The organism is Flavobacterium odoriferum, from assembly GCF_025499515.1.
GTDB lineage: Bacteria > Bacteroidota > Bacteroidia > Flavobacteriales > Flavobacteriaceae > Flavobacterium > Flavobacterium odoriferum.
Genome location: NZ_JAMKFA010000014.1, coordinates 76,260 through 102,722 on the forward strand (window position 1 = coordinate 76,260; position 26,463 = coordinate 102,722).

The 26,463-nt window shown below is 30.9% G+C and carries 23 protein-coding genes and 1 tRNA gene; 14 read left to right on the forward strand and 10 right to left on the reverse strand.

Features of this window, described 5'->3' with window-relative positions; all coding sequences use genetic code 11:
• The first annotated feature begins 10 nt into the window (after positions 1 to 10).
• The 5 genes from ftsZ (at position 11) to M9Q43_RS11260 (ending at position 4,134) form a co-directional block, all read left to right on the forward strand.
• The gene (gene ftsZ, locus M9Q43_RS11240; RefSeq protein ID WP_262318996.1) at positions 11 to 1,984 is read left to right on the forward strand and encodes a cell division protein FtsZ; all 1,974 of its coding nucleotides are present in this window, start codon (positions 11 to 13) and stop codon (positions 1,982 to 1,984) included.
• Positions 1,985 to 2,119: 135 nt separating this feature from the next.
• Positions 2,120 to 2,569 carry a GatB/YqeY domain-containing protein gene (locus M9Q43_RS11245; RefSeq protein WP_262318997.1) on the forward strand — a complete coding sequence of 150 codons (450 nt, stop codon included), beginning with the start codon at positions 2,120 to 2,122 and terminating at the stop codon, positions 2,567 to 2,569.
• A gap of 59 nt (positions 2,570 to 2,628) precedes the next feature.
• Positions 2,629 to 2,702: transfer RNA gene (locus M9Q43_RS11250), tRNA-Arg, on the forward strand.
• Between the two features lie 81 nt (positions 2,703 to 2,783).
• A complete protein-coding gene (locus M9Q43_RS11255; protein WP_262318998.1) occupies positions 2,784 to 3,635 on the forward strand; it encodes a zinc-dependent peptidase in 852 nt (283 codons plus the stop codon).
• A 79-nt stretch (positions 3,636 to 3,714) separates the two neighbouring features.
• Entirely contained in the window at positions 3,715 to 4,134 is a 420-nt protein-coding gene (locus tag M9Q43_RS11260) for a CBS domain-containing protein (RefSeq protein ID WP_262318999.1), read from the forward strand.
• Positions 4,135 to 4,172: 38 nt separating this feature from the next.
• On the opposite strand, the gene rpe is transcribed toward M9Q43_RS11260, so the two are convergent.
• From rpe to M9Q43_RS11310, 10 genes are all read right to left on the reverse strand, one after another.
• The gene (gene rpe / locus M9Q43_RS11265) at positions 4,173 to 4,832 is read right to left on the reverse strand and encodes a ribulose-phosphate 3-epimerase (protein WP_262319000.1); all 660 of its coding nucleotides are present in this window, start codon (positions 4,830 to 4,832) and stop codon (positions 4,173 to 4,175) included.
• 235 nt (positions 4,833 to 5,067) lie between these two features.
• Complete coding sequence (locus M9Q43_RS11270) at positions 5,068 to 5,931, reverse strand: sigma-70 family RNA polymerase sigma factor (protein WP_008256407.1); 864 nt, start codon at positions 5,929 to 5,931, stop codon at positions 5,068 to 5,070.
• 106 nt (positions 5,932 to 6,037) lie between these two features.
• On the reverse strand, positions 6,038 to 7,705 hold the full coding sequence (locus tag M9Q43_RS11275) for a hypothetical protein (protein ID WP_262319001.1): 1,668 nt from the start codon (positions 7,703 to 7,705) through the stop codon (positions 6,038 to 6,040).
• Positions 7,702 to 8,889, reverse strand: a complete 1,188-nt coding sequence (locus M9Q43_RS11280; RefSeq protein WP_262319002.1) for a DUF4249 domain-containing protein — start codon at positions 8,887 to 8,889, stop codon at positions 7,702 to 7,704. Before M9Q43_RS11280 ends, M9Q43_RS11275 begins: the two co-directional genes overlap by 4 nt.
• Before the next feature lie 2 nt (positions 8,890 to 8,891).
• Positions 8,892 to 11,648, reverse strand: a complete 2,757-nt coding sequence (locus M9Q43_RS11285; RefSeq protein ID WP_262319003.1) for a TonB-dependent receptor — start codon at positions 11,646 to 11,648, stop codon at positions 8,892 to 8,894.
• 13 nt (positions 11,649 to 11,661) lie between these two features.
• Positions 11,662 to 12,372 carry a hypothetical protein gene (locus M9Q43_RS11290; RefSeq protein ID WP_262319004.1) on the reverse strand — a complete coding sequence of 237 codons (711 nt, stop codon included), beginning with the start codon at positions 12,370 to 12,372 and terminating at the stop codon, positions 11,662 to 11,664.
• 148 nt (positions 12,373 to 12,520) lie between these two features.
• On the reverse strand, positions 12,521 to 14,680 hold the full coding sequence (locus tag M9Q43_RS11295; protein ID WP_262319005.1) for a polyribonucleotide nucleotidyltransferase: 2,160 nt from the start codon (positions 14,678 to 14,680) through the stop codon (positions 12,521 to 12,523).
• 136 nt (positions 14,681 to 14,816) lie between these two features.
• Complete coding sequence (gene rpsO / locus M9Q43_RS11300) at positions 14,817 to 15,086, reverse strand: 30S ribosomal protein S15 (protein ID WP_008256427.1); 270 nt, start codon at positions 15,084 to 15,086, stop codon at positions 14,817 to 14,819.
• A 120-nt stretch (positions 15,087 to 15,206) separates the two neighbouring features.
• Positions 15,207 to 16,439: a cation:proton antiporter gene (locus M9Q43_RS11305; protein WP_262319006.1), complete on the reverse strand. Its 1,233-nt coding sequence runs from the start codon at positions 16,437 to 16,439 to the stop codon at positions 15,207 to 15,209.
• Positions 16,440 to 16,509: 70 nt separating this feature from the next.
• On the reverse strand, positions 16,510 to 16,965 hold the full coding sequence (locus M9Q43_RS11310) for a GAF domain-containing protein (protein WP_262319007.1): 456 nt from the start codon (positions 16,963 to 16,965) through the stop codon (positions 16,510 to 16,512).
• 73 nt (positions 16,966 to 17,038) lie between these two features.
• Between M9Q43_RS11310 and xrtF the strand changes: the two genes are divergently transcribed.
• From xrtF to M9Q43_RS11355, 9 genes are all read left to right on the forward strand, one after another.
• On the forward strand, positions 17,039 to 17,590 hold the full coding sequence (gene xrtF, locus M9Q43_RS11315; protein ID WP_262319008.1) for an exosortase family protein XrtF: 552 nt from the start codon (positions 17,039 to 17,041) through the stop codon (positions 17,588 to 17,590).
• Positions 17,571 to 18,014 (forward strand): exosortase F system-associated membrane protein, encoded by a 444-nt coding sequence (locus tag M9Q43_RS11320; RefSeq protein ID WP_262319009.1) that lies wholly within the window; start codon positions 17,571 to 17,573, stop codon positions 18,012 to 18,014. Before xrtF ends, M9Q43_RS11320 begins: the two co-directional genes overlap by 20 nt.
• A 34-nt stretch (positions 18,015 to 18,048) precedes the next feature.
• Positions 18,049 to 18,873, forward strand: coding sequence for a restriction endonuclease (locus M9Q43_RS11325; RefSeq protein WP_262319010.1), 825 nt, complete (start codon positions 18,049 to 18,051; stop codon positions 18,871 to 18,873).
• A 10-nt stretch (positions 18,874 to 18,883) separates the two neighbouring features.
• Positions 18,884 to 20,239: an MBL fold metallo-hydrolase gene (locus M9Q43_RS11330; RefSeq protein WP_262319011.1), complete on the forward strand. Its 1,356-nt coding sequence runs from the start codon at positions 18,884 to 18,886 to the stop codon at positions 20,237 to 20,239.
• Positions 20,229 to 20,693: an HYC_CC_PP family protein gene (locus tag M9Q43_RS11335; protein WP_262319012.1), complete on the forward strand. Its 465-nt coding sequence runs from the start codon at positions 20,229 to 20,231 to the stop codon at positions 20,691 to 20,693. The genes M9Q43_RS11330 and M9Q43_RS11335 overlap by 11 nt, the downstream gene beginning before the upstream one ends.
• Before the next feature lie 56 nt (positions 20,694 to 20,749).
• Entirely contained in the window at positions 20,750 to 23,044 is a 2,295-nt protein-coding gene (locus M9Q43_RS11340) for a TonB-dependent receptor (RefSeq protein ID WP_262319013.1), read from the forward strand.
• Between the two features lie 16 nt (positions 23,045 to 23,060).
• Positions 23,061 to 23,405, forward strand: coding sequence for a heavy-metal-associated domain-containing protein (locus M9Q43_RS11345; protein WP_262319014.1), 345 nt, complete (start codon positions 23,061 to 23,063; stop codon positions 23,403 to 23,405).
• A 172-nt stretch (positions 23,406 to 23,577) separates the two neighbouring features.
• A complete protein-coding gene (locus tag M9Q43_RS11350; RefSeq protein ID WP_262319015.1) occupies positions 23,578 to 23,895 on the forward strand; it encodes a hypothetical protein in 318 nt (105 codons plus the stop codon).
• Between the two features lie 77 nt (positions 23,896 to 23,972).
• Complete coding sequence (locus M9Q43_RS11355; RefSeq protein ID WP_262319016.1) at positions 23,973 to 26,462, forward strand: YbcC family protein; 2,490 nt, start codon at positions 23,973 to 23,975, stop codon at positions 26,460 to 26,462.
• Position 26,463: the final 1 nt, after the last annotated feature.

Below are 26,463 nucleotides of genomic sequence, written 5' to 3' on the forward strand. Positions count from 1 at the left end.
AGGAGATACTATGTCAGAATTTGGAAACATTTCATTCGATTTACCTAAAAACCAATCTAACGTAATTAAAGTAATTGGCGTTGGAGGTGGAGGTAGTAATGCCATAAACCACATGTTTAAACAAGGCATTAAAGGTGTTGATTTTATAGTTTGTAATACTGATTCTCAAGCATTGCAAAATAGTCCAGTACCAAATAAAATTCAGTTAGGTGTTAACCTTACCGAAGGATTAGGTGCGGGTGCAAACCCTGAAGTAGGTCAACAATCTGCAATAGAAAGTATCGCCGAAATTGAGAAAATGTTGGACAGCAACACCAAAATGGTTTTCATCACTGCAGGAATGGGTGGAGGAACTGGAACGGGTGCAGCTCCTGTAATTGCGCAATTGGCAAAAGAGCGTGACATTTTAACAGTAGGTATTGTTACGATTCCTTTTCAATTTGAAGGGAAAGTTCGCTCTGAGCAAGCGTTAGCTGGAGTAGAGCGTTTACGTAAACAAGTAGATTCTTTAGTGGTTATAAATAATAATAAATTACGTGAAGTATACGGAAACTTAGGTTTCAAAGCTGGCTTCTCTAAGGCTGACGAAGTGTTAGCTACTGCGTCAAGAGGAATTGCTGAAGTTATTACACATCACTATACTCAAAATATCGACCTTAAAGATGCTAAAACCGTGTTGTCAAACAGCGGAACAGCAATTATGGGTTCTGCAACAGCAGCTGGTTCAGATAGAGCAAAACAAGCGATTTCAAGCGCATTAGATTCTCCATTATTGAATGATAATAAGATTACAGGTGCTAAAAACGTATTGTTGTTAATCGTTTCTGGAACTGATGAAGCGAATGAAATTACAATCGATGAAATCGGAGAAATCAATGATTTTATTCAATCTGAAGCAGGTTACAACGCAAACATCATTATGGGTGTTGGTGAAGAAGAAGCTTTAGGTGAAGCAATTTCGGTAACGGTAATTGCTACAGGTTTTAACATTGAGCAACAAGCTGAAATCGTTAATACAGAGCCTAAGAAAATTATTCATTCTTTAGAAGACGAACAAAAAATTGTTCACGAATTGTTGAATAAAACAATTGCTAGTCTTCCGGTTAATGAGCCAATTTTCGAATCTCCAATAGAAACAGAAATTAAAGCGGATATCATCAATCCTATTTGTGACGAAGTAGTAGAACAAAAAGTGATTTTTACTTTGGAAGAAGAAGTAGAAGAGCCAGTTTTCGAAATTCATACACCAGTAGCGGTAATTGATTTAGTTCCTACAACGGAGTTTTTAAAGAATATCGATGTAACTTTTGAAGTGGTTAGCCCAAATGTAGCGCCAACTTTCGAAATCATTACACCTCAAATCAGAGAAATCGAAGTAAAAGATCCAGAATTTGTTGTAGCAGCTGAAGAAGTGAGTTTTTCATTGGATTTATTCGCAACAAAAGAAGAAGTAAAAGAAAGTACTATTGTTTTTGATTTATCTGCTGAAACACGTGCCATGGAAGTAAAAGATCCAATTAACGTTGTTCCAGTTACTGAAGTTAATCAAAACGGAATTATCAAATATTCGTTAGAAGATTATTTAGAGAAAGAAAACGAATTAGTAGCTTCTAAGCCAGTAGAAATTGTAGCTGAACCTGTTGACGAAGAATTAAACTTCACCATGAAAAAAGAAGTTGAAAAATTAGAAAACAACATTCAGTTTGATGCGGTTTCTCCTTTAGAAATGTCAATCGAAGATACATTAAAACTTAGAGCCGACGAACGTAAAAGAAAAATGAAAGAATTCAATCATAAATTCAACAATAGCGCTTCGCAAATTGATGAGTTTGAAAGAATTCCTGCGTATAAAAGAATGGGTTTTGATGTAACATCTACACCAAACACTGCTAGTAATCAATCTAGAATGTCTTTAGGAACTGATAGTAACGACGATATCCAATTGCGTTCAAACAATTCATTCCTTCATGATAATGTGGATTAAATCTACAACAAACTAACCTACCCTAAGAAACCCGAAGAGCAATTTTCGGGTTTTTTTATTACATTTGCACCATGTTTGTAAAACCTGTTTCTAGGGTTTGGACATAAATCAACTACAATAAATAAAAAATACAATATGAGTTTAGAAGCAAAAATCATGGATCACATGAAAGAAGCCATGAAGGCAAAAGATAGTGTAGCTTTAGAAGCATTGAGAGCTATTAAATCGGCAATTATTTTAGCAAAAACAGAAGCTGGTGCAGGAGATGGTTTGTCAGAAGATCAAGAAATTAAAATGTTACAACGCTTAGTTAAAATGCGTAAGGATAGTGCTGAAATCTTCACGACACAAAATCGTCCTGATTTAGCTGAACCAGAATTGGCTCAAATCGCCGTAATTGAGAAGTTTTTACCAGCTCAGTTATCAGAAGAAGAAGTAGAAGCGGTAATCGCTAAAATTATATCAGAAACAGGTGCTTCAGGTATTGCTTCTATGGGAAAAGTTATGGGATTAGCTTCAGCTCAAATAGGAGGACAAGCAGAAGGAAAAGTAATTTCAGGAATTGTAAAGAAATTATTAGTATAATAGTAACTAGTGAATAGTAATTAGCTAATCACTAGTTACTATTCACCAATCACTAAAATGGCTTCGTAGTTCAACTGGATAGAATATCAGATTTCGGCTCTGAGGGTTGCAGGTTCGAACCCTGCCGAGGTCACAAATAAACGTCAAGATTTCTTGGCGTTTATTTTTTTTAAACACATAATTTTTACGTTATTTGTAAAATAGTCCCAAATAAATGAATCCACCACCTATAGAACACGAATTATTTTTAGCTGATTACATTGCTATGTTTGTTGTGGTGACTCCTTTTATAGCTATCTTTTTTGCCTTTGCCTTTTACATAACAGAAATTGTTTATCTGCGTAATTATAAGAAACCTTTAGTGGTGTTTGCTAATGTAAATTTTTTAAAGTTAAATGATTCTCGAAAGCATATCTTAACAACAAATTTTCATTTTTACAATCGATTAAAACCTAAGTATAAAAGATATTTCGAACATAGAGTAGCTAAGTTAATTTTGCATTATAATTTTGAAGGTAGAGATATAGAAATTACCGAAGAAATGAAAGTAACTATATCGGCAACCTATGTAATGTTAACTTTTGGAATGCGTGAATATTTAAATCCATTGTTCAAACGAATTGTTGTTTATCCTGATGTTTATTATTCATCTCAAAATGATAATTACCACAAAGGAGAGTTTAATCCAAGGATGGAATGCATTGTTTTTTCTTGGAAGCATTTTAAAGAAGGAATTGATATTACAAATGATAATTTGAATTTAGGATTACATGAGTTTACCCATGCTTTTCATATTTATGCATTAAAAAGTGATAAAGCAACTTTTGTTTTGTTTAACGAATCGTTGCAGAATTTATTTCGTGTAGTTTCAAAGCCAGAAGTAAAGCAACGTCTAATTGAGTCTGGATTTTTACGTGATTATGCTTACGAAAATCAATTTGAATTTGTTGCTGTTTTATTAGAGTATTTCTTTGAGTCTCCAGACGAGTTTAAGTTGAAATTTCCTTCTATATTTCTGAAGGTTAAGCATATGATTAATTATAATGAAAGATATTTTATTAACTAATAAGAGTTGAATATCTGACATAAATCATGTTTTGATGTTTGAATATTGAGTAACTTTATGTCAATAAATATTCAAGGTCATGAAACAAAAGGTTCCTGTGTCAACAATAATGACAAAAAATGTAGTAAAGTTAAATTTATCAGATGATTTAACTAAAGCTGAAATGCTATTCAAAAAGCATCATATACGACACATTCCGGTTGTTTATAGCAATAAGATTGTTGGGATGTTGAGTTATACAGATTTACTCCGTATTTCCTTTGCAGATGCAATCGACGACGACGAAGATGTAGTAGATACTACGGTATATAATATGTTTACCGTTGAGCAAGTAATGGCAAAAAAAATAGTTGCTATTTCTCCTGATACTACAATTAAGGAAGCAGCCGAGATTTTAGCTAAAAAAGAATTTCATGCGCTTCCTGTTTGTGAAGGAGAGTTGTTGGTAGGGATAGTCACAACAACCGATTTAATAAAATACTTAATTGATCAATATTAATAAAAAAGCCTAACAGATAAATGTTAGGCTTTTTTGAATTATTTTGTTATTTGCTTTAAATCTGCAATGGTTGCAATTGGGTCTTGCGCATTAAAAACATAACTTCCAGCCACTAATACATCAGCACCAGCATCAACTAATTGTTTTGTGTTTTTATTGGTTACACCGCCGTCAATTTCGATTATTGTGGCCGTATTTTTTTTATTAATTAGAGCTTTTAGTTTTTCAACTTTAGCATAAGTGTTTTCAATGAATGATTGTCCTCCAAAACCTGGATTTACACTCATAATACAAACCAAATCTATATACTGAATAACATCTTCTAATAAATCAACATTTGTATGAGGATTTAAAGCTACTCCAGCCTTCATTCCTTCTGCTTTGATTGCTTGAAGTGTTCTGTGTAAATGTGTGCAAGCTTCGTAATGAACTGTCAAAACATCAGCACCTAATTTTTTGAATGTTGTAATATATCTATCAGGATCAACAATCATCAAGTGAACATCGATTGTTTTTTTAGCGTGTTTGTTTATCGCATCTAAAACAGGCATTCCAAAAGAAATATTCGGAACAAAAACGCCATCCATAATGTCGATGTGAAACCAATCCGCTTCACTAGCATTAATCATTTCGATGTCGCGTTGTAAATTAGCAAAATCAGCGGCAAGAACTGATGGAGCAATAAGTGTGTTTTTCATGTTGTAGTTATGTTGTTTGTTGCAGATTTCAAAATTCTTTGTTCAACATTGAATGTTCAATCTTTTTGCAAATGTACAAATTATAAACTTTTATTTTTTGAATTTTGAATATTCAACTTGGAATGTTGAATTTTGAAGTTTTAAAAAAAAAAATAAAACCTCGGTAATCAGCCGAGGTTTCAATCATCAATCAAAAAACGAACAGTCTTAGACTGTTGTTACTATAATTTAGGGATTAGCCTAAATAAGTTTTTAATATTTTACTTCTAGAAGTATGTTTTAATCTTCTAATTGCTTTTTCTTTAATCTGACGAACACGCTCACGAGTTAAATCGAAAGTTTCTCCAATTTCTTCTAAAGTCATTGGGTGTTGGTCACCTAAACCAAAGTACAAACGCACTACATCAGCCTCTCTTGGAGTTAATGTTTCTAATGCTCTTTCGATTTCAGTTTGTAATGATTCGTGAATTAATTCTCTATCTGGATTTGGAGATTCACCTGAACGTAAAACGTCGTATAAGTTAGAATCTTCTCCTTCCACTAAAGGAGCATCCATTGATAAATGACGACCAGAGTTTTTCATAGACTCTTTTACATCATTCACAGTCATATCTAATTCTTTTGCAATTTCTTCAGCAGAAGGTGGGCGCTCATTAGATTGCTCTAATAAGGCATACATTTTGTTGATTTTATTGATAGAACCAATTTTGTTTAATGGTAAACGAACGATACGAGATTGTTCTGCCAAAGCTTGAAGGATCGATTGACGAATCCACCATACAGCATATGAAATGAATTTGAATCCACGCGTTTCATCAAAACGTTGTGCAGCTTTAATTAATCCTAAATTTCCTTCGTTAATTAAATCAGGAAGTGTAAGTCCTTGATTTTGATATTGTTTTGCTACTGAAACTACGAAACGTAAATTAGCTTTTGTTAATTTTTCTAAAGCGCGTTGATCTCCGGCTTTAATTCTTTGTGCTAATTCTACTTCTTCATCAGCAGTAATAAGGTCAACTTTTCCAATTTCTTGTAGGTATTTGTCTAAGGAAGCAGTTTCACGATTGGTAACCTGCTTGGTAATTTTAAGTTGTCTCATTTATATTTTCTCCTTACTTTTTAAAAGTTCTGGTAGTTATACGTAAGAGGTTTCAAAAAAGTTACAAAAAGTTTAGAAAAAAACTAATTCAACGAAATCAATTTATTTATTCAACCGAAAAATATTCTTTTAGAACTATGTGTTTACCGTTATCTGTAAAGCCTTCTAATGTTATTTCAAAATTACCTTTAATGTCAGAAGAATAGAATTCTATAGATTTATTTTCATTATTAATTTCTAAATTTGGCTTCCACAATAATTGATATCTGTAGTCTGGTATTCTTTCTAAATCAGTGTTGTTATAATTTGGTTGATTATATTTGGTTGATGTACTATATCTTTCAATTGTAATTGGTGTTACTTCTTTTGGAATTAATGAATAATTTTTATCAAATGTAATTATTGAAATTACTCCACTAAATATTCTTGAACCATAAACATAAGGTTTGTTTATAACGCTAATTTTATAGATGTTTTTTGTGTTGTAATTAAATAGTTCATTTAGGTTCTGAATCAATAAGCCATCAACTAAGACCATAGCTTTTCCATACGAATCGCCACTTGTAACATAATCTCTAATGTGTAAGCTGTATTGTTCTTTATTTTGTTTAAAATAAACAGAAGGAATAATTTCAATTATAGTTTCTTTAAATGATGGAAACCTTTTATAATCGTCTAAGATATAATCGGTTTGATTTGGGTTATAAAATGGAAAAAAAGTTTTGTCATTTTTAAAAATATCTTGTGTATCGTATGTGTTTTGAATTTGGCATGAAATTAGTCTTTCTTCAATTTGATTTACAAAATTTGGATTAATGTAAATTTCATCATTCGTATTTGTTCCAATTAATTTAGTAGTTGTTGGATTATCTAAGATGATTTTATAATCGTTTGATTCATCATCAAGTACTTGTATAAATGCATTGTTATTAGTAATATTTTTATCCAAAATGAAATTAAAAGTTCCGTTAGAATTGGTTCTGAAAACTTTTAAATCAAATTTTTCGCCGGTAAATGAAAGTGCAACATCATTATTTTCAAGTTTTTTACTTGGATTTTCAGTTGTAATCTTACCAGATAATAATTCGCCTCTTAATTCAGGTAAATAGGAAATTGTACTGATTTTTTCACTAGATTTTTGTGAAATCACATTATTTGAATTATCAAAATTTAAGCTATCAATTTTTCTTACCGAAATTGAAAAATTATTTGAAGTGCTTTTTAACTCTTTGTTTTCTATTTGTAATGTTATCTTTTCTCTTGAAGAAAATGTTTTTTTGTTTAACGATAGCAATAAATCATGATTTGAGTCATTTTTGCTATTTTTTTGAAATTTGTTAAATGATTTTTTTTCTTCTTTATTTTGAAAAGGTTTGAAAGGATTAATGATGGTAATTTCGGTTTCAAAATATTTATTTGAAGAATTATTTTGCATCCAACTTGTATAACCAACAAGTTTGTATTTGCCAGTTTCATAATTTGTTGAAATAAAGATTTCATTGTTTCCAATTCCATCTGTTAGCTCAATTTTGTTTCGTGTTAAGCTAATTCCTTTACTATTGAAAAGTTCAACATAGGCAATTTTACTGATTTTGCTTAAATTGTTGTTTGAGTTTTCAAAACAGTATACTTTGTATAATAATGATTCGCCAGATATAAAAGTTTCTGAATTTGTATGAATATAAATAGATTCTGTAGGAAAACTATTTTCTTGAGACAAAGCAATAGCGTTAAATGTAAAAACAGCTATTATTAAATATATAAATTTTCTCATTCCCAAAAAGCTGGTATTACGTTAGATGAAAAAGTTGTGCAATCTCCACATACTGGTTTTACCATTTTAAAAATAACTCCTTCGCTTGCATAATATACTAATTTACCAGACATGTAATTAGATTTTAATGAATAGAAGCCATTTGCGGCACAACTTGGACCAAAGCAACTGCTGTCAAATTCTTTTATATCACAGGTGTCTAAATAATCTGGGAATAATTCACCTGGAAATATTTCTTCATAATTAAAAAATATTCTTTTTGATGAAACCGAAGCAACATTAAAAATTCCAATTACTTTTTCATTTGGATTGTTTGTACATTGTATATTGCCATAAATAAATCCTGGTTGAATTTGAGACAATACGTTTTCTGAGTTTGAAAAACTTTTTAAGATTCTGTAAAAATTGTACGAATTAAAACTTTCAACATACTGTTTAACCAGTATGCTGTATCGATTAGCAATACTATAGTTATTTTGAGGTATAAATTTTACAGGAAAATTTGTTACTCGATCTTCAGTCATTTCAATTGTTGATGCAAGAATGATATTATTTGATTTATTTGTGGTGTAACAAGTTCTTGTTTGTGGATCATCTCTTAAAGATATAATTATTTCATTATCACTTGTAAATGTTAATTTATTTGGTGACCATCTTGGGACTATTACTTTATAAGTTTCTTCATAAGTATAACGATAATATTTTGAAGTATTTAAAGGGTCATAGCTGTTAGCTGCAATTTCAACACCACGCACTCCGTTATTTGTTACTGCAGACGCAGTAATTTCTTCAAGAGGCGTAACAGTTGTTAATGTTTCAAGATTTGAAACATAATTATTTCCATTTGAAGTTTCGATGGTTAATTTATACTTAACACCTGCAATGGCTTGAAAAATATTTGTTGATTTATAAATTCCGTCAATTTCCTCAAAATCTTGAACAGATCCATCATCGCCATAAATTTTTACAACGGCTCCAGTTTCTACTTCATTTTCATTTTCTTCAAGACGATAGGTTTTTGTGAGTTTTACTTCATGTTGTTTTGCTTCATTTGTTAGAACTGCCTCTACAACTAAAGCACTCTCATAAGTATTTGATTGGAGAGCATAAGGCTCTGTACAACTTACTATTGAAAATATCATAAGTAATTGTAAAATGGATTTAATTGAAATATTTTTTTTCATAACTAAAATTTAAAGTTATAGGTTATAGTAGGTACTGGAATTGAAAATATAGTTGTTTTATATCCTTTTATTTTGCCATCTTCTGTTACAAAATAGATAGAATATGGATTGTTTCTTCCTAATACATTATAGATTGAGATGTTCCAAAAACTATGAGCTAGTTTTTTTATTTTATGGTTCCCTTCAATATTAAATCCAATATCTAATCTGTAATAATCTGGTATTCTAAATTGGTTTCTATCACTATATAATGTGTATTGCGCTCCACCATACTCATAACTTCCAATAGGATATGTTATTGGTCGTCCTGTTTGATATATAAAGTTTGAAGAAATACTATATCTTTTTGTGAATTTGTAATTTAGTATAAGACTTAAATCATGAGGTTTGTCAAAGTTTGCAGGAAAATATTTTCCATTATTTACTACTTCTTCAGGAAATTGACTATCTAATTTTACTAAAGTTCTTGAATAAGTGTATCCTAGCCAACCATTTAATCGACCACTTGTTTTCTTTAATAAAAATTCAATTCCATATGCTTTTCCTTCACCTTGAATAACTTCAGTTTCGATGTAATCATTTAGAATAAGTTCGGCTCCAGTTTTATAATCTAAAAAGTTTGATGATTTTTTATAGTAAGTTTCTAAACTCACTTCGTATGGTGTGCCTTTAAAATTTTTGTACAAACCTATTGTTGCTTGTTGTCCAAAAGTAGGTTTTATATTTAAGTCAGAAAGTTTCCACGTATCTGTTGGCGATTGTGTTGTATTTGTTGATAATTTATGTAAATATTGATAATTAGTATCATAGCTCATTTTTAACGATAACGTTTCATTTAATAGATATCTTAATGCAAGCCTATATTCTAAACCATTATAGGTTTTTATTGTTTCATTATTTTTGTACTCAATTACGTTGTTTACATTTTCATCATTAATTGGTGCATTATCATTATATTGTCTTTGTGTTCCTTCTCCAAGCGCAAGGAAATTTGAAAAACGAAGTCCAGCAGTTAATGATAATTTGTCGTTTAAAGTAAAGTTGTTTGATAAAAACACTGCATTTTCTAATCCTTTTTCTTTATTTACTGATTTATAAGCTAAAATTGAATTTTCGTCATTTGGTTGAAATGTTCCAGGATTGATATTGTAAAGTGTTGAATTAATCCCATAACTAATTTTATGTTTTTTCTTCAAATTATATGAACCTTTAAAAAACAATTTTGTTTCATTGACTTTGTAATCAAAATCAAATGAGTTTAAATTATTTCCGTTATAACCAATGTTAAATTTATATTCAGAATTTGTAATACCTAGATCGGCATTGCTATTCTCGTTGAAATAATGTTTTATCTTAAATCCAAGAACTCGATTGCTGTAATTATATGTGGAATCAATACTTAGATTGAATTTATCATCACTATAATATGCAATAGCTTCAATATCTGTTTTTTGGGTAATCTTGTGATTGTATTTTAAAAATAAATCATAAAAGGATGCGCCACTATTTTTTATTTTTTCATTATCAACTAATTTTAATACCCAATCAGAATATGTTGCTCTTCCTCCAACTAATAAACTTGATTTGTTTTTAACAATTGGAATGCTTAAAGTAATATTACTTGTGACAGGACCAATTCCTCCTTCTCCAGTAATTTTTTCTGTATTGCCTTTTTTTGTTTGAATATCAAATACAGAGGCAATTCTGCCACCAAATTCTACAGGAATGCTGGCTTTGTAAATTTCGGCATTATTGATTACATATGGATTTATGGATGAAAAAAAGCCAAAAAAGTGTGTTGGATTATAAATTGTTGCATTATCTAATAAAAATAGATTTTGGTCTTCTTTACCACCTCTAACATTGACGCCAGAGGATCCTTCACCTGTTGTTTTTATTCCTGGTAAAGTAGTTGCAACTTTAAGAATGTCACGTTCTCCAAGTACCATAGGAACATTTTTAACTTCTTCCATATTAAAAGAAGTTACCCCAGTAGTCGTGTTTTTAATATTTTTATCGCTTTTTGCTTCTACAATTATTTCATTTAATTCCGTGATTGATTCATTGATAGTAAAGTCAACTATGCCATTATTAAAAACCATTATATTGTGTCTAGTTTTTTTATATCCCATTGAAACAATCTCAACAGAATATTTTCCATAAGGTAATTTTACTTTGTAAAAGCCGTTGTTATCGGTGGTTATTACAATATTTTTTTGAGGTATTCTAATTACTGCATTAGCAATTGGCTCTCCACTAATTTTATTACTTACAAGACCATTAATTTCATAAAGTGTTCCTTTTTTTTCTTTGGATTCTTTTCCAATGATTTTAAGCGATTTGTTTTCTTCACTATTTTCAGCAACATTATTTTTTGCAAAAAATAATTCTGGAGTAACTTCTTCATTATTTTTATTTATCTCATTTTCTTTATTTAAAAAAGAAGACGAGACTTTATTGTGAATTACATTGTTTTTTGAAAGAATTACTTTTTTTCCACTTATTAAGAAATTAATATCTGTTTCTTTAAAAATTGAAGTTAGAACTTCGTCAATTGTGGCAGATTCAATTGCTATTTTTATTTTATTGTTAGAACTAATCCATTCATTTTTAAAATAGAAAAAATAATTTGTTTTACTTTCAATTTCTTGAATGCATTGTTGAATTGTTAAATCATTAAATTCTATTTTAATTTTTTCTTCTTGTGAAAAAATGGAACAAGAGCAAAAAAGCAATAATAGTATAAATTTTAATTTCATTTTAAAGTCTTATTTATTGAATTAATGCGCTTATTTTTTTTATCATTTTTTCAAAAAAAGCATCTTTGTTTTCTTTTAATAATGAATTGTTTTCATCGTTAAACTGTTTGATGTCATTTTTTAGGTCTGGAAATATTTTCATTAAGTCTTTTGCGCTTTTTATTTCATAATAATTATTGTTAAATGAAAGCACATATTTGTTGTAATTTAAAAAGCTATTAAAGATTCTTTGATTGTTAATAAATTCTTTAGTTTCTTTTTTGTGTTTGATATAGAAACTTAATTTTTCGCTTTTATAATTTTCTTCAAAGAAACCTTTTATAAATTCTATACTATCTTTTGTGCGATTTCCCAAATTAACAAACTGTTTGTTTTTTATAGTAAATGAATCTACGTTCTTAGTTATTAGTTCAACACCAAAGTTTTCTGATTCCCCATAAGGTTTAAATATTAATATATCTCTAAAAATATCGTATTTTAAATTAATATTTCTATAGGTTTCGTTTTTATAGGAAAGAGTTTCAGATAAATATTTGTTATTGTAAAATTGGTCAGTTTCTGTTGTCTTGTAATTATTTACAAATAATTTACCATTGCTAATTGTTAAATTTTCTTTTCTTAAAATTTCATCAAAATAGGATTCAATATTTTTTTGAGAATAAGACAAAAAACTGAAAAATATGAAGTAGGTAAAAAATAAAATAGAGATAATTGTTTTTTTCATTCTTTTTTAAAATTTTAAGCAAGTTAACTCTTTTTTGTTAATGAAAAAGTTAAAATTATTCTTACAGTAATTTTAACATTTTTGTCGTAAAAAAAAACTCCAATTCAAATTTTGAATTGGAGTTTTTATATGAATTAATAATAAAATATTAACCCTGTGGGGTATCCTTTTTTTCAATAGGTCTTTCTTCTCTTGGAGGTCTAGGTAAAAGTGCTTTTCTAGAAACTTTTTCTTTTCTAGTTTTAGGATCAACTCCTAAGTATTTTACCATAAATACATCCCCCATGTTTACGACGTCAGTAACATTTTCTGTTCTTTCCCAAGCCAATTCAGATACGTGTAATAAAACTTCATTTCCTGGCGCTTGTGTATATTCTACAACGGCTCCAAAATCTAACATTTTAATTACTTTTACTTCGTAAGCTTCTCCCATTACTGGTTTGAAAATGATAGAATCAATTTTAGCTAATACTGCAGCAATACCATCAGGATTAGTTCCTAAAATTTCAACTACACCTTGCTCATCTACTTCATTAATTACGATAGTTGTTCCAGTAGCTTTTTGTAATTCTTGAATTACTTTTCCACCAGGTCCAATTAACGCTCCAATGAAAGCTCCAGGGATTGTTCTTGTAATAATTTTTGGTGCTTTTGGTTTTACTTCAGCTCTTGGAGTTGCAATAGTTTCAGTGATTTTTCCTAAAATATGCATACGACCATCTCTTGCTTGACCTAAAGCTTGTTCCATGATGTCATAACGTAAACCATCAATTTTGATGTCCATTTGACATGCTGTAATACCGTCAGCTGTTCCAGTTACTTTAAAGTCCATATCTCCTAAGTGATCTTCATCTCCTAAAATATCAGACAATACAGCAAATTTTTCACCATCAGTAATTAATCCCATAGCAATACCAGATACTGGTTTTACCATTTGAACTCCAGCATCCATTAACGCCATTGTACCAGCGCAAACCGTTGCCATTGAAGAAGAACCGTTAGATTCTAATACTTCAGAAACGATACGAATTGTATATGGACAATCAGCAGGAATCATGTTTTTTAACGCTCTTTGAGCTAAGTTTCCGTGACCTACTTCTCTTCTTGAAGTTCCTCTTAAAGGTTTTGCTTCACCAGTTGAGAAAGGAGGGAAGTTATAATGTAAATAAAATTTTTCTTCACCTTGTTCTGATGGAGAATCTATTTGGTTAGCTTCTCTTGAAGTTCCTAAAGTTACTGTAGCTAAAGCTTGAGTTTCTCCACGTGTAAATAAAGCCGAACCATGAACAGAAGGTAAATAATCTGTTTCACACCAAATTGGTCTGATTTCAGTTGTTTTTCTTCCGTCTAAACGCAACCCTTTTTCTAAGATTACATTACGAACAGCTTCTTTGTTAGTTTTGTAGAAATATTTCCCTACTAAATCTCCGTTTTCAGCTAATTCTTCTTCTGTAAATAAAGCTTTTACTTCTTCTTTTACAGCTGCGAATTTTTCGCCTCTTTCACTTTTTCCTGAAGCTTCTTGAGCAATTGCATAACATTTGTCGTATGCAGCTGCTTTTACTTTTTTATAAATAGCTTCATCTTCTTTTTCACCTTCATATTCTCTGTAAGCAGGAGAACCAATAGCGGCTCTTAAACGCTCTTGTGCTTGAATTTGAATTTTGATAGCTTCGTGAGCAAATTTGATAGCTTCTACCATTTCTGCTTCTGAAATTTCTTTCATTTCTCCTTCTACCATGGCAACAGAATCCATAGAAGCACCAATCATCATATCGATGTCTGATTGTGCTAATTCTTCTCTGCTTGGATTGATAACGAATTTTCCGTCGATACGTGCTACACGAACTTCAGAAATTAAGTTATAAAAAGGAATGTCTGAAACTGCTAATGCAGCTGAAGCCGCTAATCCAGCTAATGCATCTGGCATAACGTTTTCGTCGTGCGACATTAATTGAATCATTACTTGTGTTTCAGCATGGTAATCGTCTGGGAAAAGTGGACGCAATACACGGTCTACTAATCTCATTGTTAATACTTCGCTGTCGCTTGGACGAGCTTCTCTTTTGAAGAAACCACCAGGAAAACGACCTGCTGCTGCAAATTTTTCACGATAATCAACCGTTAACGGTAAAAAATCAACACCAGGATTTGATGTTCTTGCAGAAACTGCTGTTGCTAATAACATGGCATCGCCCATACGAACAACAACAGATCCATCTGCTTGTTTGGCTAATTTTCCAGTTTCGATTGTGATGCTTCTTCCGTCACCTAAATCGATAACTTCTTGGAATACTTTTGGAATCATAAAATTTTAATTCTTAATTAAACAATGGGTAGTTGTGTTGTTGTTGTGTGTGTAGTTGTTTGTAACCCAATGAAAAACCAAACTTTTTCTGTCAATATAAATAAAACAAAAAGGGGCACAAAGCCCCTTTAGTTGATTATTTTCTAATACCTAATTCTTTAATAATCTCACGATATCTGTTGATATCTTTCTTTTTTAAGTAGTCAAGAAGACTTCTTCTTTTACCTACTAAAAGGACTAACGAACGCTCAGTGTTAAAATCATGACGATTTTTTTTCAAGTGCTCAGTTAAGTGAGAAATTCTAAATGTAAATAATGCGATTTGCCCTTCAGCAGATCCAGTGTTTTCAGCTTTTCCTCCGTGTTTAGCGAAGATTTCAGCTTTAGTTTCTTTTGTCAAGTACATGCCAATATTATTTTAAATGATTTTTATGTATGAATTGTATGGTTGCAATTCGGGTGCAAAGATAGGAATAATTGTGAATTATGAATTATAAATTATGAATTATTTTTCTTAATTTTAAAACTAAGCAGTTTTATCAATCGATTTAAAGGCTCTTTTTAATAAAAACGGAGTTGCTAATGTGGTAATAAGCCCCATAATAACTAACATCGAGAAAATTTCGGTATTGATAATTCCTGCTTTGTAAGCAATGTTAGCGATTACTAATTCCATGATTCCTCTTGCATTTAAACCAAATCCAAGTGCAAGTGATACATTGTGGTTTAGACGGGCAAATCGACCACCAACATATCCACCAATAATTTTCGATAAGAATGAAACGGCAATTATGGCAAATAATAAAGGATAATTTTGAATAGATGAAAACTGAAATTCCAATCCTATTCCTGCAAAGAAAATTGGAGCTAAGAATCCCATTGCCATACTATTTGTGGTATTGTGAAATGTGTTTAAATGTTTTTCGCCAACCAATTCTTTAGAAATTAGCATCGAAGCAAAAAATGATCCAATGATAAAATGAAGTCCTATACTTTCTGTAATTGTTGCAAAAATCAAAATAAAGACAAAGAAAACAGCAAATAAAGATTCTTTACCTTTTAATACTTCTAATATTTTATTCAACTTGTTCTCGATGAAGTTTTCTTCGCGAGATAATTTTTTAATTAATTTATAGGTTGCAATTACCAAGATTAAAAAGCAACTTAATTTTAATATAGTAATAAGCGTTGCTTTTGTAATGTTTGCAAAAGTAGGTTCAACATCTTTAATGTCTAATAAAATTCCTAAAATTGTTAAAGCAATTACATCATCAAAAATGGCTACCGAAATAATTTTTTGACCTACAGGCGAATTTAGTTTTCCTAAATCCATTAAAATCCGAATGCTTACTGGCAAAGCCGTAATTGCTACACAGAGTCCAATAAAAATAGTAGACATTACATCCTGTCCAAAATAACTTCCTACTAAGTAACCAGAAATAATTGGGATAAAAAAGGCAAGTATTGAAATGACAATATTTCTTCCTTTCATGGATTTAACAATTTCATCTAAATGAATTTCTAATCCAGCAATAATAACCAATAAAAATACGCCTAACTCCGAAATAACTTTTAGCTCCTCGGTTCTGTGGATAAAATTTAAAATAGTTGGTCCAAGTAAAACACCTGCTAAAATTTCTCCAATCATAGCGGGTTGCTTAAAACGCTCCATTATTTCGCCAAAAAGTCTCGCTAAGACTAATAAAATTAAAAGATTAGCAAAAAAAGGAAGTTCTAAACTTTGTACACCAAACTGCATAAAATATGTAAATCTAACTCTGTTAAAAATCAGACAAATATATTAAAAAGAGTGAGATGTTATTGAGTGATTAAAATAATTTTGAAACTTCTTGATTTACAAATTCTAAAAAGCGCTCATCTGCTGCTGTAAAAGGGTCTAAAACATGCGAATCAATATCAATTTGACCGATATTAACCCCATTTACAAACAATGGAACTACAATTTCAGATTTCACTGTAAAACTACAAGCGATATAATTGTCTTGTGCGGCAACATCAGGAACCACAAAATTATTGTTTGATAAAGCAACTTGCCCGCAAATTCCTTTTCCAAACGGAATCACAGTATGATCAGTTTCAGCACCAACATAAGGGCCTAAATGCAATGTTTGTGTGTCATGATTGGCAAAATAATACCCCACCCAATTATAATATTCGATAGAATTTGTTAATAATTGACAAATAGCTAAAAGCTTTTCATCTCTTGTAGTGTTTTCTTTAGCAACAATGGCAGCAACTAGTGGTTTTAAATTTTCAAAAGTCATTTTTTTATTTTTTTTACAAAAGTATTTATTCCTTCGTATTAAAAAATCTATATTTTTGTTAAAAATACACATTTTGAGAAACAATTTTTTACAATATAAACCCTTCTTTACTTTTTTATCAAAGTTTCTATTGTTTTACGTATTTTTTACTTTTATGTATAAAATGTATTTAAATCAATATGATGTCGTAAATAACGAAGTGGATTATTTTACAGAAGTTGTTGCTAACCAGACAAAAAAATTGATGAGTTTTTTTGTTGATAATACAAGATCATTTCCGCATGATTTTGAACCTTCAATAAAGATTTTTTATAAAGATAAGTATGTTGCTCGTGTAATTGAAGGTTGTAATGCAATAAGTGTGATGATTTTGTTTGCGGCTTTTATTTTTGCATTTTCTACCCAATGGAAGAAAACAGGTTTGTACATTGTTTCTGGAGTTATTTTAATTCATATTTTGAATATTATTAGAATTGCATTATTGTCTTTTGCACTATATTATTACCCAGAATATGAAGAAATTTTGCATGGAACTATTTTTCCATTATTCATTTACGGGGTTGTTTTTCTTTTATGGATTTTGTGGGTAACCAAATTTTCAGGCTATGCTAAAAGAAATTCGTAAAAACAAGAAAAGTGTTCTGCTTCTAATTTTATCTGTTTTAGGATTGGTGTTAATTCGTGCTTTTGAAGACCAACTTTTTTACGATCCTTTTTTGCAATTTTTCAAATATGATTATCAAAACAAACCATTACCTGTTTTTGATACTACAAAACTAGTAATTGGGCTTTTATTTCGTTATGCATTGAATATGTTTCTTTCTTTAGGAATTATTTATCTGCTTTTTAAACAATTGCAATTGGTCAAATTTTCAGCAATGTTATTTATTGTTTTGTTTGTAATACTAATGATTTTATTTTTTGGAACATTGCATTTTTTGGAACAACCAGATTATTTGGTTTTGTTTTATTTGAGACGATTTTTAATCCAGCCTTTATTTTTAGTGCTTTTTATTCCGGCTTTTTATTATCAGCAGTTAACTCGCTAATTTTTTGTATCTTTATGTAATAATCTTTTTGATTATGAAAGTTACAAAATACTCAGGTGAATTAGTTCATTACGATGAACAGAAACTAATTAATTCACTCCGAAAATCAGGAGCCGACCAAGCTGTGGCAGAAACCATTGTTAAGGAAATTGAAAGCGAAATGTATGAGGGCATTTCCTCGAAAAGAATTTATAAACGTGCTTATCAATTACTAAAAAACATTTCTAATGTTCATGCCGCTCGATACAATCTAAGAACTGCCTTGTTAGGACTTGGTCCTGCTGGATTTTTCTTTGAGAAATTTATTGCTAAAGTCATGAAAGAACAAGGTTTTCAAACTAAAGTTAGCATTACACTAAATGGGAAATGTATTTCTCATGAAATTGATGTTTTACTTCTCAAAAACGATATAGTTTCCATGATTGAATGCAAATTTCATTCCGGTCAAGATGCAAAAAGTGATGTAAAAGTTCCAATGTATATCCTCTCTCGATTTAATGATTTGAAAGATAAAAAGTACGATTTGTTTTCGGCGAAGCGAAGTATTTCAAAATGTATCATTGTAACCAACAACAAGTTTACCACTGATGCTATTCAGTTTGGAGAATGTTCGGGTTTGAGCATGTTGAGTTGGGATTATCCTCAAAAAAACGGAATCAAAGATTTGGTTGATCGTTTTCGAGTTTATCCAGTAACTTGTTTAACCACTCTAACCAAAGCAGAAAAAGACCAATTGTTGATTTTAGATTGTATTACCATTAAAGATTTAATTCAGAATCCCGATTATTTAAAAACCATCGAGTTAAGTCATAATCGAACTATAAATGTTTTAAAAGAAGCGAATCAATTAACAAATTAAAGCAAAAATCATGAAAATTCATTTTTTAGGAGGAGCAGGAACTGTTACAGGTTCCAAAACGTTAATCGAACACAATAATCTTCGAATTTTGATTGATTGCGGAATGTTTCAAGGAATAAAATCATTGCGCGAATTAAATCGAGAGCCACTTTCCATTTTACCTGAAACGATTGATTTTGTATTGCTTACTCACGGACATTTAGATCATTGTGGTTGGTTGCCAAAACTGGTTAACGAAGGTTTCAATGGAAAAATTTTCTGTACAAGACCAACGAAAGAAATTTCACGATTGATTTTATATGATAGTGCAAAAATTCAGGAAGAAGAAGCTAAAAAAGCGAATGAAGAACATTTCTCAAAACACAATCCGGCCGAACCTTTATATACAGAATCCGAAGTAGATGCTGTAATTCCGAAGTTTCGAGTGGTAGATAAAGATTTAGATGTGAAATTAGATGATGATATTTCATTCAAATTCTTTTATGCGAGTCACATTTTAGGCGCTTGTTCAATTGAATTAACTATCGATGGAAAAGTTTTGGTTTTCTCTGGCGACATCGGTCAAGACGATGACGTACTAATGTTTCCACCTCAAAAACCGAAAAAAGCAGATTATGTTTTCTTAGAAAGTACCTACGGAAATCGTCTTCATCCACAAACCGACGCTTTGTTTGAATTGGAAACCATCATCAATAATACATTCAACAAAGGCGGAACAGTTATAATTCCAAGTTTTGCGGTAGAACGTGTGCAAACTATGATGTATTTAATTTGGCAATTAAAAAAAGAAGAACGTATTCCAAATATGCCTTACATCATCGATACACCAATGGGAATTAGCGTTTTAGATGTTTTTAAAGACAATCGCACTTGGCACAAACTTTCCTTTGAAGATTGCGACGAAATGTGCAAAGTTTTTACGCTAATCTCCGATTATAAAGACAGCATGAATGCCGTTTACGATAAACAACCCAAAGTAGTCATCGCAGCAAGTGGAATGATTACAGGAGGAAGGGTTTTGTCGTATTTGGAAAGATTAATCGATAAACCAGAAACTACTGTAACATTGGTAGGTTATCAAGCTGAGGGAACTCGCGGTAGAAAATTATTAGAAGGCGCACAAGAAATTAAAATTTACGGGAAATATTATCCAGTGCAAGCAAATATTATGATAATCGAAAGTTTATCCGCTCATGGTGACCAAAAAGATTTACTGAATTGGTTATCCGAATTGGAAACCAAACCTAAAAAAGTATTCTTAGTTCATGGCGAAAATGAAGCCGCTGATGAATTGCGATTAAAAGTACAAGAACAATATGGTTTTGAAGCTCAAGTGCCATTTTTAGGACAAGTGATTGAAATTTAGAATAAAATTAACGCAAATTAAAATTCAATTTCCTATTTTTGCTTCGATGAATTTCAGAAAACACATAAGTATTGTATTAGCTTCCTTAGTATTGCTTGCCAATTTAGGGTTGAGTTTTGCTGTGCATTATTGTAAAGATGAAATTGCATCGGTTTCTTTTCAATATCAAGAAGACAAACCTTGTGTTGAAGATATAAAATCATGTTGTGCTACAGCAGATTCTCACGATTCTTGTTGTTCCAACAAACTAATCAAAGTTGAAAAAAAGACCGATGATATATTGGTTAAAACCCTTCAATTAGATTTAGAACCAACTGTTTTTGTTGCTGATTGGAAACCAAATTTTGTTGCATTTGAATCAGATAATATCGTTTCAAATGAAGTGGCTTTTTACTGCGATTCTCATGCGCCGCCACTCTACAAACTTTACTGTCAATTGGTTTTTTACGCATAATTTTATTGTTTTTTATTCTGTAAATCAAAGAATTAATAACAATAAATAATCTTATTATGTTTAAAAATATAGCGTTTTTGCTATTCTTTGTTTCTCAATTTATTTATTCTCAAGAAACCATAAAAGGAATAGTAACAGACGAAAATAATCAACCTTTATTAGGTGCTAATGTGTTTTGGTTCAATACTGCAATTGGAACTACAACAGATGAAAATGGGAATTTTACCATAAAAAAATCTCCCGAAACTACTTTTTTAGTAATCAGTTACATTGGATTTGAAACTAAAAAAATAGAAATTACTTCAACTACGATTTCTGTTGTATTAAAAGAAGTAAATACCTTAAAAGAAGTCGTGGTTTCTAAAACCAAAAAAGGAACAGAACATTCCTTATACAAAGTTCAAAATGTCCAAGTAATGGGGCAAAAAGAGTTGCTTAAAGCGGCTTGTTGTAATTTGTCTGAAAGTTTTAGTACAAACCCATCCATCGATGTTAATTTTTCGGATGCTGTAACAGGAAATCGTCAGATTAAAATGTTAGGATTAACAAGTCCATATATTTTAATAGCGGAAGAAAATATTCCTTCTGTTCGTGGCGCTTCGCAAGCTTACGGATTGTCTTTTGTGCCGGGAACTTGGGTAGAAAGTATTCAAATTACCAAAGGTGCAGGAAGCGTAATTAATGGTTACGAAAGTATTTCAGGCCAAATTAATTATGAAGTTTTGAAACCTTCTAATGACATTCCGTTTTTCTTAAATGCGTATGCTTCGCAGGATGAACGTTATGAAATTAACACACATTTCAATAACAAATTTTCTGATAAATTGAGTTCGACTTTGTTTTTACACGGAAATACACGTGTTGGGAAAAATGATATGAATGATGATGGATTTTTAGATGGTCCAATCGGAAAACAAGTCAATATTTTAAACCGTTGGCAATATAACGATGCCGAAAATGGAATCGTAAGTTTTTTAAATGTTCGCTACATGAATGATGAAAAACAAGCGGGAGAAATGGATTTCAATCCAGATACTGATAAGTTAACAACAAATGCTTGGGGAAGCGAAATTAATACTGAAAAAATAGAAATTTCAAACAAAACAGGTTACGTTTTTCCAGAAATGCCTTATCAAAGTTTTGGATTTCAAAATTCGTTTCAATCGCACAAACAAGATTCGTATTTTGGGTTAAATCAGTATGATATTCATCAAAAAAGTTTTTATTCGAATTTATTATTCAATTCGATTATCAATAACACTAAGAATAAATTTACAACGGGTTTAAACTTCACTTACGATGATTATAACGAATTCGTAGCGGTGAATTTTAGCCGTGATTTTTCAAGAATTGATAACTCAGTTGGTGCTTTTTTTGAATATACCTATGACAATACCGATAATTTCAGTTTGATTGCTGGAGCACGAGTTGACAATCACAATCGTTTAGGAACTTTTATCACGCCGAGATTGCATCTTCGTTATAATCCTTGGAAAGAAGCCGTAATTAGAGCTTCAGCAGGAAGAGGAAAACGCGCTGCTAATATTTTTGCTGAAAACCAACAATTATTCGCATCTAACAGAAATTTCTCAATCTTGAATACGGATGGAAAATTATACGGATTAAACCCAGAAATTGCATGGAATTACGGTTTAAGTTTTATCCAAAAATTCAAATTAGCAGGAAAAGATGCCGAAGTAATTTTAGATTATTATAGAACGGATTTCCAGAATCAAGCGGTGGTTGATGTTGATGCTTCTCCGCAAGATGTTTTATTTTATAATTTAGATGGGAATAGTTTTGCTAATTCATTTCAAGCGGAATTTTCTATTGATTTGATGACGCATTTGACTTTTAAAACAGCTTACAAATATTACGACGTGCAAACGCAATTCACAAGAGGACAATTGGAAAAGGCATTGCAAGCAAAACACCGAGTTTTTGGAAATTTAGCTTATGAAACACATATTAAAGACAAAGGACAACAATGGAAGTTTGATTTAACTTACAATTGGTTAGGAGGGCAACGTTTACCTTATACACAATCAAATCCTACGCAATATCGTTTGGATGAATATGCACCAGCTTTCGGAACATTAAATGCTCAAATTACTAGAACGTTTTCAAGCGTTTTTGAAGTGTATGTTGGAGGAGAAAATATGACGAATTACAAACAAACCAACGGAATTATTCAAAATGAAAACCCTTTTGGTACTTATTTTGATAGTAGTATGATATACGGACCCACTTTTGGTTCTATGTATTATGCTGGATTGCGATTTAAAATTAAAGAAAAGAAAAAAGACCAAGATGACCACATTCACATCGAAGGCGAACAACATAATCATTAATTAAACTGAAAATAAAATGAAAAAAATAGTAGTAATAATTATATCGAGTCTTTTTTCGCTAACAATGGTAGCTCAAGAAAAGAAAAGCAAAAACAAAAAAGTGGAATTCAAAGTAGCAGGAAATTGTGAAATGTGTGAAAAACGTGTTGAAAAGGCTGCTTTTTCTGTAAAAGGAGTAAAAAGTGCAGAATGGCACGCTGATCATGGAGATATTCATTTGATTATTGATGAAACAAAATGTTCAGCCGTAGATGTAGCAAAAGCAATTGCTGCTGTGGGTCACGACACCGAATTTGTAAAAGCAAAAGATGAAGATTATGATAAACTTCATGGTTGTTGTAACTACGAAAGAATAGAGTAACAAAAAATCCGATTAGAAATTTCTAATCGGATTTTTTGTTAAAATTATTTGTAATTTAAATTGCTGAATCAAAATATACTATACATTTGTACTTTCTTTTAGGTAGAAAGTGAAACCAATTTTGAGTAATAGTAAACGACTATTTTTTATTTTTCCATTACTCGCAATATCAATGTGGGTTTTTGGTATTGGTCAAAATTTAAATTCGATTCCAGAATTTTCGTATTCTAAGTTTTCACAAGAGCATAAAAACAAAGAAATTACCAAGGTTACACATTCAAGTTTTGAAGAAGGTGAAATTATTATAATTGAATTAGAACCTGAAATTGAAACCGATATTGAATGGTTTGGATTTGAAAACACTACCTATAATTTCAATTTAACACTTAAAGAAAAGAAAGTTCAATTTCAAGAATTTTCTAATTTTTACTCAAAAAAAATAATTCCACTTTACGATTTATATTGTAATTGGAAATTTCATTTGTCTTAATACGATAATTGTTTTTTTTAGATTTCAAACCCTTTGAAATCAATGATTTATTTGTATTAATTCAATTTCATTATAAAATGAAAACACAAAATGTTGGTTTTGATGAACACAAAGTGCTTCATCACTTAACCCATTATTTACCAGCACAAAATCCGTTGAAAGACTTTGTGCATCACAATACATTACACGCATTTCAACATAAAGAGTTTCACGAAGCTTTAGCAAAAGCCAATACAATTTTTGGTTATAAAACTTATCTTTCTTTGGTAGAGTTTAGAAGCAGATTTGCTAAAAATGAGATTAAGGAAAACGTTTTAGACTATATTATTTCGAAAAATAAAGGAATTGAAAATATAGAATCTTGGAAGCATAAATTATTACATCAATCGTATGATGAATCCGTTCAATCAAGAATAGGAAATTTACGCGCCAATTGGAAAAAAGAATATGCTATAAATCTTGAGAAATCAACACATAGTTTGTTGTTTAGAGTTTTGTGTAGCTATTTAGACCAGGGAATTGCCATGTGGACTTTTCCTGAAAACGAGAATGGTTTTCTTAACTCAATAATTGCTTTAGAAAAAAATGCAGCAACTGGAATTTTTACTTCAAAACGAGTAAAAGAATTGCTATTCAATAAGGCTTCAATAACACAATTGTTAGAAATTGTTGTAGGAAAAGAAGAATTGTACGAACATTATTTGTTTGATCAACAATTTTCTCACCCAGGATGGAGTGGCATGATTGCTACTATTGAATCCAACCCAAGTTCACTTTTAGATAGCAAACCCATTACTTTTGAAGAACTAGTACAATTTGAATTACTATTAGAGATTGATGTTTTAGATAAAAAATTCAATAGTAACTGGTCGCCACTAGGTCTTAAGGTCAGAGCAGAAGAATATCATTTGTTTGATGCTATAAAATATAACGAGCTATTTGATGTATTATCACTTTGGCAACAAGCTTTTGAATTTAGCTTTTATGATGAGGTATTATCTGGAGTAAAAGAAGTAAACGAGATTACTATTGCCGAGAAACCAAGTTTTCAAGGAATGTTTTGTATGGACGATAGAGAATGTTCGTTTAGAAGACATATCGAACATATCGACAAACAAGCAGTAACTTTTGGAACAGCAGCTTTTTTTAATTTTGAATTTTATTTTCAGCCTGTTGGTGGAAAATTTCACACAAAATTATGTCCTGCACCAGTAACGCCTAAATATTTAATTAAAGAAGAACATAGGAAGAAAAAACAAGCTAAAGATTTGCATTATCACAAGCAATCTCATTCGTTGTTATTTGGTTGCATAATTAGTCAAACTTTAGGGTTTTCTTCGGCATTCAAGTTGTTTTTGAATATTTTCAAACCTTCGATGTCACCAGCAACTACAGCTTCTTTCAAGCATTTGCATAAAAAATCAAAATTGGTTATTGAAAACAATAACAATGAAAAAGTTGACGATTTGCAAGTTGGTTTTACCATCGAAGAAATGGCAAATAGGATAGAAGGATTACTAAAAAGCATTGGCTTGGTACAAAATTTCGCCCCAATTGTTTATGTGGTAGGTCATGGAGCAACAAGTGTAAATAATACACATTATGCAGGTTACGATTGTGGTGCTTGTTGTGGTAGACCAAGTTCGGTAAACGCAAAAGTGGCATCTTATGCGGCTAATCATCCAAGTGTGAGGGATATATTGAAAGAGAGAGGAATTAATATTCCAGCAGAAACTCAATTTTTACCAGCTTTACATGATACTACACGCGACGAAATTGCATTTTATGATGAAGACATTTTGAACGATGTCAATAAAAAGTTACATCATGAAAATGCAATCACCTTTGAAATAGCTTTAGCAAATAACGCCAAAGAACGTTCCAGAAGATTTGATACGATTGATTCGACCGAAACGATTGAAAAAATTCATGAAAACGTTAAAAAAAGAGCTTTTTCTTTATTTGAACCTCGACCAGAATTAAATCATGCTACCAATGCCATGTGTGTAGTTGGTAGAAGAAGTTTGTCGAAACAATTATTTTTAGACAGACGTTCTTTTTTAAATTCTTATGATTATCAAATTGATGCTTCGGGGGATTATTTAGCCGTAATTCTGGGTCAAGTAGCGCCAGTTGCTGGAGGAATTAATTTGGAATATTATTTTTCGAGAGTAGACAATCAAAAATTAGGTGCAGGTTCAAAATTACCTCATAACGTAATGGGATTAATTGGTGTTGCCAACGGAATTGATGGCGATTTGCGCCCAGGTTTACCCAGTCAAATGATAGAAGTCCATGATCCAATACGATTATTAGCGGTTGTTGAGCATTATCCTGAAGTAGTTAAAAAAGCGATTTCAAAAAACCCAGCTACTTATGAATGGTATAAAAACGAGTGGTTACGATTAGCGGTTGTTCATCCAGAAACGAAACAGATTTTTGTTTTTGAACAAGAAGAATTCATCGAATATCATCCAATTCAAAAAGCTAGTCTTATTGAAAATGAGTTAGCATTAGCTGAAAAAACAAAGGAAAATCTTCCAGTAGGAATTCTAACAAACGCTTAAT

Excerpts from the sequence above, each read along its gene's own strand:
- M9Q43_RS11290 (WP_262319004.1), bottom strand. The coding sequence starts at position 12,372 with ATGAAAAAAACAATTATCTCTATTTTATTTTTTACCTACTTCATATTT.
- M9Q43_RS11270 (WP_008256407.1), bottom strand. The coding sequence starts at position 5,931 with ATGAGACAACTTAAAATTACCAAGCAGGTTACCAATCGTGAAACTGCT.
- M9Q43_RS11245 (WP_262318997.1), top strand. The coding sequence starts at position 2,120 with ATGAGTTTAGAAGCAAAAATCATGGATCACATGAAAGAAGCCATGAAG.
- M9Q43_RS11310 (WP_262319007.1), bottom strand. The coding sequence starts at position 16,965 with ATGACTTTTGAAAATTTAAAACCACTAGTTGCTGCCATTGTTGCTAAA.
- M9Q43_RS11345 (WP_262319014.1), top strand. The coding sequence starts at position 23,061 with ATGAAAAAAATAGTAGTAATAATTATATCGAGTCTTTTTTCGCTAACA.
- M9Q43_RS11260 (WP_262318999.1), top strand. The coding sequence starts at position 3,715 with ATGAAACAAAAGGTTCCTGTGTCAACAATAATGACAAAAAATGTAGTA.
- M9Q43_RS11275 (WP_262319001.1), bottom strand. The coding sequence starts at position 7,705 with ATGAGAAAATTTATATATTTAATAATAGCTGTTTTTACATTTAACGCT.
- M9Q43_RS11355 (WP_262319016.1), top strand. The coding sequence starts at position 23,973 with ATGAAAACACAAAATGTTGGTTTTGATGAACACAAAGTGCTTCATCAC.
- rpsO (WP_008256427.1), bottom strand. The coding sequence starts at position 15,086 with ATGTACTTGACAAAAGAAACTAAAGCTGAAATCTTCGCTAAACACGGA.
- rpe (WP_262319000.1), bottom strand. The coding sequence starts at position 4,832 with ATGAAAAACACACTTATTGCTCCATCAGTTCTTGCCGCTGATTTTGCT.
- M9Q43_RS11285 (WP_262319003.1), bottom strand. The coding sequence starts at position 11,648 with ATGAAATTAAAATTTATACTATTATTGCTTTTTTGCTCTTGTTCCATT.
- M9Q43_RS11325 (WP_262319010.1), top strand. The coding sequence starts at position 18,049 with ATGAAAGTTACAAAATACTCAGGTGAATTAGTTCATTACGATGAACAG.
- M9Q43_RS11305 (WP_262319006.1), bottom strand. The coding sequence starts at position 16,439 with ATGCAGTTTGGTGTACAAAGTTTAGAACTTCCTTTTTTTGCTAATCTT.
- M9Q43_RS11255 (WP_262318998.1), top strand. The coding sequence starts at position 2,784 with ATGAATCCACCACCTATAGAACACGAATTATTTTTAGCTGATTACATT.
- ftsZ (WP_262318996.1), top strand. The coding sequence starts at position 11 with ATGTCAGAATTTGGAAACATTTCATTCGATTTACCTAAAAACCAATCT.
- M9Q43_RS11350 (WP_262319015.1), top strand. The coding sequence starts at position 23,578 with ATGTGGGTTTTTGGTATTGGTCAAAATTTAAATTCGATTCCAGAATTT.
- M9Q43_RS11295 (WP_262319005.1), bottom strand. The coding sequence starts at position 14,680 with ATGATTCCAAAAGTATTCCAAGAAGTTATCGATTTAGGTGACGGAAGA.
- M9Q43_RS11340 (WP_262319013.1), top strand. The coding sequence starts at position 20,750 with ATGTTTAAAAATATAGCGTTTTTGCTATTCTTTGTTTCTCAATTTATT.
- M9Q43_RS11320 (WP_262319009.1), top strand. The coding sequence starts at position 17,571 with ATGCTAAAAGAAATTCGTAAAAACAAGAAAAGTGTTCTGCTTCTAATT.
- M9Q43_RS11330 (WP_262319011.1), top strand. The coding sequence starts at position 18,884 with ATGAAAATTCATTTTTTAGGAGGAGCAGGAACTGTTACAGGTTCCAAA.
- M9Q43_RS11280 (WP_262319002.1), bottom strand. The coding sequence starts at position 8,889 with ATGAAAAAAAATATTTCAATTAAATCCATTTTACAATTACTTATGATA.